Genomic DNA, 5,143 nt, shown 5'->3' on the forward strand with positions numbered 1-5,143 from the left:
CAGCCAGAACGCACCCGATCAGGCCCCAGCTCGCAAGATAGGTCGCGATGTAGCGGGGCCGCCGATGGCGCCATGTGCACCCGCGCGGTGCTGTCCAATGCCCACGAGACGGGGGCCACCGCCGCACAGGCCGCCGGGGTCGGGGGCGATGCAGGGGCGGCCCCGCAGGGCGATGCGCCCGAGGAAAGCCCGATGCAACCGGTCTGGATGATGCCCCAGGGGGCCAGCTACAAGCTGCGCGCCAAGATGTGGCTGGATTATCAGAACGACGTGAAGGTCGCCGACGTGCAGCTGGCCGCGCAAGAGGGCTATGAATCGGTCGAACACACCAAGCGCTACACCACGCTGGGCATGGCGACGGATCAGGGCAAGCTCAGCAATATCAACGGCCTCGCTGTGCTGTCCGATGCACTGGGTCAACCAATTCCGGCCACGGGAACGACCACCTTCCGCCCGCCCTACACGCCCATTTCCATGGGGGCCATCGCGGGCGAGGCGCGCGGCGAGATCTTCCAGCCGATCCGGCGCACCCCCATGCACGACTGGCACGCCGAGAACGGCGCGGCTTGGGAGCCGGTGGGCCATTGGCGGCGGCCTTACTGCTATCCGCGGGCCGGCGAGAGCAAGCACGACGCCGTCATGCGCGAGGTGACCAATGCGCGCACAAACCTCGGGGTTCTGGATGCCTCGACCCTGGGCAAGATCCTGGTCAAGGGGCCGGACGCCGCGCGCTTCATGGACATGCTCTACACCAACATGATGAGCACCCTGAAGGTGGGGCGTTGCCGCTATGGCCTGATGTGTTCGGAAAACGGCTTTCTCACCGACGACGGCGTGGTGGCGCGCCTGGATGACGAGACCTTCCTGTGCCACACCACCTCGGGCGGGGCGGACAGCGTCCATGCCCATATGGAGGAATGGCTCCAGACCGAGTGGTGGGACTGGCAGGTCCACGTCGCCAACCTGACCGAGCAGTATGCCCAGATCGCCGTGGTCGGCCCCAATGCCCGCAAGGTGCTGGAAACGCTGGGCACCGACATCGACCTGTCGCCTGAGGCGCTGACCTTCATGGGCTGGACGCAAGGCAAGATCGGCGGGGTCGACGCGCGGGTCTTCCGGATCTCCTTCTCGGGCGAGTTGTCCTATGAAATCGCCGTGCCCGCCGGGCAGGGCCTGGCCCTGTGGGAGGCGCTGCACGCGGCCGGGCAGGAGTTCGGCGTCATGCCCTATGGCACCGAATGCCTGCACATCATGCGCGCCGAGAAGGGCTTCATCATGATCGGCGACGAGACCGACGGCACGGTGATCCCGCAGGACCTCGGGTTGCACTGGGCGATCTCCAAGAAGAAGGACGACTATGTCGGCAAGCGCGCGCAGGCCCGCAGCCACATGGCCGACCCCGACCGCTGGCAGCTTGTGGGGCTGGAAACGCTCGATGGGTCGGTCCTGCCCGACGGGGCCTATGCCGCTGCGCCGGGTACCAATGCCAATGGCCAGCGCAACACCGAAGGGCGCGTGACCTCGACCTACCATTCGCCGACCCTGGGCCGGGGCATCGCCATGGGGCTGGTCCACAAGGGCCCCGAGCGCATGGGCGAGACGGTGACCTTCGTGCGCACCGACGGCACGGAGGTGCCCGCCAGGATCGTCAGCACGGTCTTTTACGACCCGGAGGGGGAGAAGCAGAATGTCTGAGACAGCCGCAATCGCGACCACGGTGCGCGCCCTGGGGCCGCAAGGGATGATCACCCTGCGCGGCGATCTGGCCTCGGACACCCTGCGCGATGTCTGCACGCAGATCACCGGTGCGGTGATGCCCGAGGCGGGGCAGGCGCAGGTGGACGGCGACACCGGCCTGGCCTGGATGTCGCCGGACGAGCTGCTGGTGCTGGTCCCGCAGGCGCAGGTCGGCGAGGCGATCGAACGGATTGACACCGATCTGGCCGGCCAGCACCACCTGGCCGTCGATGTCTCGGACGCGCGCAGCCTCTTTGCCGTCGAGGGCCCCGCCGCGCGCGAGGTCATCGCCAAGCTTTGCCCGGTGGACATGGCGCCCGCGGCCTTCGCGCCGGGCAATTTCCGCCGCACCCGCATGGCGCAGATCCCGGCAGCGTTCTGGATGGAACCGGACCAGTCGCTGCGGCTGATCTGCTTTCGCTCCGTCGACCGCTATGCCCGCGACTTGTTGACGACAGCCGCAATGGCCGGGCCGGTCGGATACCGCGGCGGCACCGGCGGAGGATAAGGCGGGCCGGCGGGCCGGAGCGGGTTTTGCGATGCTTGGTGCTTGACCTGAGGGCAGACAAGGCTTTGTTAGGTAAGGTAACGCAAATTGACCTGAAAAGGGGACTACCATGGCATTCGACCTTCCCGATCTTCCCTACGCCCACGATGCGCTGGCGTCCAAGGGCATGTCCGCCGAGACGCTGGAATATCACCACGACATCCACCACAAGGCCTATGTCGACAATGGCAACAAGGCCATCGCCGGCACCGAGTGGGAGGGCAAGTCCGTCGAGGAAATCATCAAGGGCACCTATGACCCGACGGCGGTGGCGCAATCGGGCATCTTCAACAACGCCTCGCAATACTGGAACCACAACCAGTTCTGGGAAATGATGACCCCGGGCGAAAGCAAGATGCCCGGAGAGCTGGAAAAGGCGCTGGTCGAGGCCTTCGGCTCGGTCGACGACTTCAAGTCGCAGTTCGCCGCCGCCGGGGCCGGCCAGTTCGGCTCGGGCTGGGCCTGGCTGGTCAAGGACGCCGACGGCAGCCTCAAGATCACCAAGACCGAGAACGGCGTGAACCCGCTGTGCTTCGGCCAGACCGCGCTGCTGGGCTGCGACGTGTGGGAACACTCCTACTACATCGACTTCCGCAACAAGCGCCCGGCCTACCTGCAGAACTTCCTGGACAACCTCGTGAACTGGGAAAACGTCGCCAGCCGCATGTGACCGGCGCGCGACAGGGATACGAAGGGGGCTGGCAGGGCAACTGCGGGCCCCTTTTTCATTGCTCGGTCATGCGCAGGTCGGCCAGCACCGGATAATGGTCAGTGGGCCAAGTCGCGCCGAACCGGCGGCGCAGCACGACAGGGTCGCCCGCCGGGCCGATCCCGCCGGAACGGGCGATGTGGTCGATGGCGCCGAAAAGGTTGATCCCGCGGTTGAAGTGGTAGGTTGCCCCGTCCACCGGAAGGAAGTCCAGCCCCGCCCGTTCAAGCCGCGCCATGGTCCTTGAGCCGTGCAGCGCGTTGATGTCGCCCATCAGCAGCACCGGGGTGCCGCCCGCGATCACCGGGGCAATGCGGTCGCGCACGAGGGCCGCCGACAACAGCCGGTTCGACCCGCTGCGGTATTCGAAGTGCACGTTGACCACGCGAAACACCTGCCCCGAGGGCGCGCGGAACTCGGCCCAGCTGGCGAAGGCGGGCCAGGAGCCGTCGAAGGTCGGCGAATAGATCACGTCCGGGGTGTCGGAAAAGAAGAACCAGCCCTGCTCCAGCAGCGTCAGCCGGTCGGTGCGGTAAAGGATCGGCTGGGTCGAGGGGAACGCCGCCGGGTCGCCCGTGGCCGCCGCCGCATGGCCGGGGTTGCGCTCCAGCAGGAAATCGAGCGTCAGGTTGGTGCCGTTGCGGTTCGTTGCCGGAAAGGTCTCGGATTCCTGCAAGGCGAGGATATCCGGCCCGATGGCCTTGACTGCGGCATCCATCGGGCGCTTGCGCCGCTCCCAGCCGGGCAGGGACCAGGGCCCGTCGCGGGCGCTCTGGTCGATGTAATGCACGTTGAGCGTCGCCACCCGCAGGGCGCCGGGTGGCCTGGCCGGCAGCTCCGCGTCGCCGGAGTTGATGATATGCGCCCCGCAGGCCAGCAACAGCGTGACCAGCATCAGCCCCGCCACGGACTTGATGATACGACGTGTCATGGCGCGCAGCTTGCCGTGCGGCGGGCCGGGGTGCCAGCCCGCATCGCGCAACCGTGAACCGGGGGCCTCAGGCGGTGTCCAGCGCGGCGGCCAGACCGGCCTCCAGCGCGGGGACATCCGCAACCACCGTGAACAGCGCCAGCAGGCTGGCATCGGCAAAGCCCTGCGCCACGATCCGCTCGGCCAGCACGAGCAGCGGGTCCCAGTAGCCGCCGGTGTTGAGCAGGAAGATCGGTTTGGCGTGCAGCCCGAGCTGCGCCCAGGTCAGCACTTCGAAGAATTCGTCCAGGCTGCCCGCGCCGCCGGGCAGGACCACGACCGCCTCGGCGTTCATCAGCATGACCTTCTTGCGCTCGTGCATGGTCTCGGTGACGATCAGCGTCGTCAGGTCGCGCTTGCCGACCTCGCGCGCCAGCAGATGTGTGGGGATCACGCCCAGCGTCTGCCCGCCCCGGGCCTGGGCGGCCCGCGCCACGCGCCCCATCAGGCCGATGTCACCCGCCCCGTAGACCAGCCGCCAGCCGCGCGCGGCGATCGTGGTTCCGGTCTGTTCGGCGGCCTGGGCATAGGCCGGGTCGGCCCCGTCGCGGGACCCGCAGTAGACGCAGACGGAAACGGGGGCAGGGGACATGGGGCACCTTTGGGTCAGGGGGGGATTGCTTTGACCCCTGTTAAGCGGCTTGATAGGGTTTGCCAATGGATTGGGACGGCGGCCAGGAGATGTGCCGCGCGGATGGGAACCAGGTGAACGACAAGCTATTGATACTGCTGGGCGGTGGGGTCGCGGTCGGCGCCGTGGCCGCTGCCTTCGTGCTGCGCCCGCTGCCCGAGGCCGAGCCGGGCGATGCGCCCCTTGCAAGCGCCGTTGAACAGGCGGCGCCGCAAGGCGATCCCGCCGAGGCGGCCGCGATACCGGACGGCCCGCGCCTGGCCCAGCTCGCGGTCGAGGCCGACGGCATGGCGCTGATCTTCGGCCGGGCCGAACCGGGGGCCGAAGTGTCCGTGCTGGTGGACGGCGCCGAGGTGGACCGGACGACGGCCGATCCCTCGGGCAGTTTCCAGTCCTTCCCCGCGTTGGGCTATTCCGACAGCCCCCGGATGCTGGCCTTCCTGGGCGATCCCGAGGGCGCGGCGCGGCCCTCGCCCGAACGCTATGTCATCGGGGCCAACCCCGCGCCGGCGCCCGATGCCGGGGCCGAGGCGCCCGACCTGGCCAGCG

General features: G+C 68.2%; 5 protein-coding genes and 1 pseudogene. 4 read left to right on the forward strand and 2 right to left on the reverse strand.

The window, feature by feature from the left end; genetic code table 11:
• The 3 genes from ACH107_RS29645 to ACH107_RS29655 all read left to right on the forward strand — a co-directional run.
• Positions 1-1,695 (forward strand): glycine cleavage T C-terminal barrel domain-containing protein (locus ACH107_RS29645; RefSeq protein WP_412509305.1); only part of this gene is annotated, 1,695 nt, incomplete at its 5' end.
• On the forward strand, positions 1,688-2,245 hold the full coding sequence (locus ACH107_RS29650) for a sarcosine oxidase subunit gamma (RefSeq protein ID WP_412509306.1): 558 nt from the start codon (positions 1,688-1,690) through the stop codon (positions 2,243-2,245). The genes ACH107_RS29645 and ACH107_RS29650, both read left to right, overlap by 8 nt.
• 109 nt (positions 2,246-2,354) lie before the next feature.
• Positions 2,355-2,954: a superoxide dismutase gene (locus ACH107_RS29655; protein WP_412509307.1), complete on the forward strand. Its 600-nt coding sequence runs from the start codon at positions 2,355-2,357 to the stop codon at positions 2,952-2,954.
• Between the two features lie 55 nt (positions 2,955-3,009).
• Here ACH107_RS29655 and ACH107_RS29660 read toward each other — a convergent pair whose 3' ends face one another.
• Together ACH107_RS29660 and ACH107_RS29665 are read right to left on the reverse strand one after the other, a co-directional pair.
• Positions 3,010-3,924, reverse strand: a complete 915-nt coding sequence (locus ACH107_RS29660) for an endonuclease/exonuclease/phosphatase family protein (RefSeq protein ID WP_412509308.1) — start codon at positions 3,922-3,924, stop codon at positions 3,010-3,012.
• Positions 3,925-3,991: 67 nt separating this feature from the next.
• Positions 3,992-4,555: a TIGR00730 family Rossman fold protein gene (locus ACH107_RS29665; protein WP_310691505.1), complete on the reverse strand. Its 564-nt coding sequence runs from the start codon at positions 4,553-4,555 to the stop codon at positions 3,992-3,994.
• 65 nt (positions 4,556-4,620) lie between these two features.
• Here ACH107_RS29665 and ACH107_RS29670 point away from each other — a divergent pair.
• Positions 4,621-5,143 (forward strand): annotated as a pseudogene (locus ACH107_RS29670) (hypothetical protein); the annotation flags it as partial.

The organism is Roseovarius halophilus (ex Wu et al. 2025), from assembly GCF_047086965.1.

Excerpts from the sequence above, each read along its gene's own strand:
- ACH107_RS29650 (WP_412509306.1), top strand. The coding sequence starts at position 1,688 with ATGTCTGAGACAGCCGCAATCGCGACCACGGTGCGCGCCCTGGGGCCG.
- ACH107_RS29655 (WP_412509307.1), top strand. The coding sequence starts at position 2,355 with ATGGCATTCGACCTTCCCGATCTTCCCTACGCCCACGATGCGCTGGCG.
- ACH107_RS29660 (WP_412509308.1), bottom strand. The coding sequence starts at position 3,924 with ATGACACGTCGTATCATCAAGTCCGTGGCGGGGCTGATGCTGGTCACG.
- ACH107_RS29665 (WP_310691505.1), bottom strand. The coding sequence starts at position 4,555 with ATGTCCCCTGCCCCCGTTTCCGTCTGCGTCTACTGCGGGTCCCGCGAC.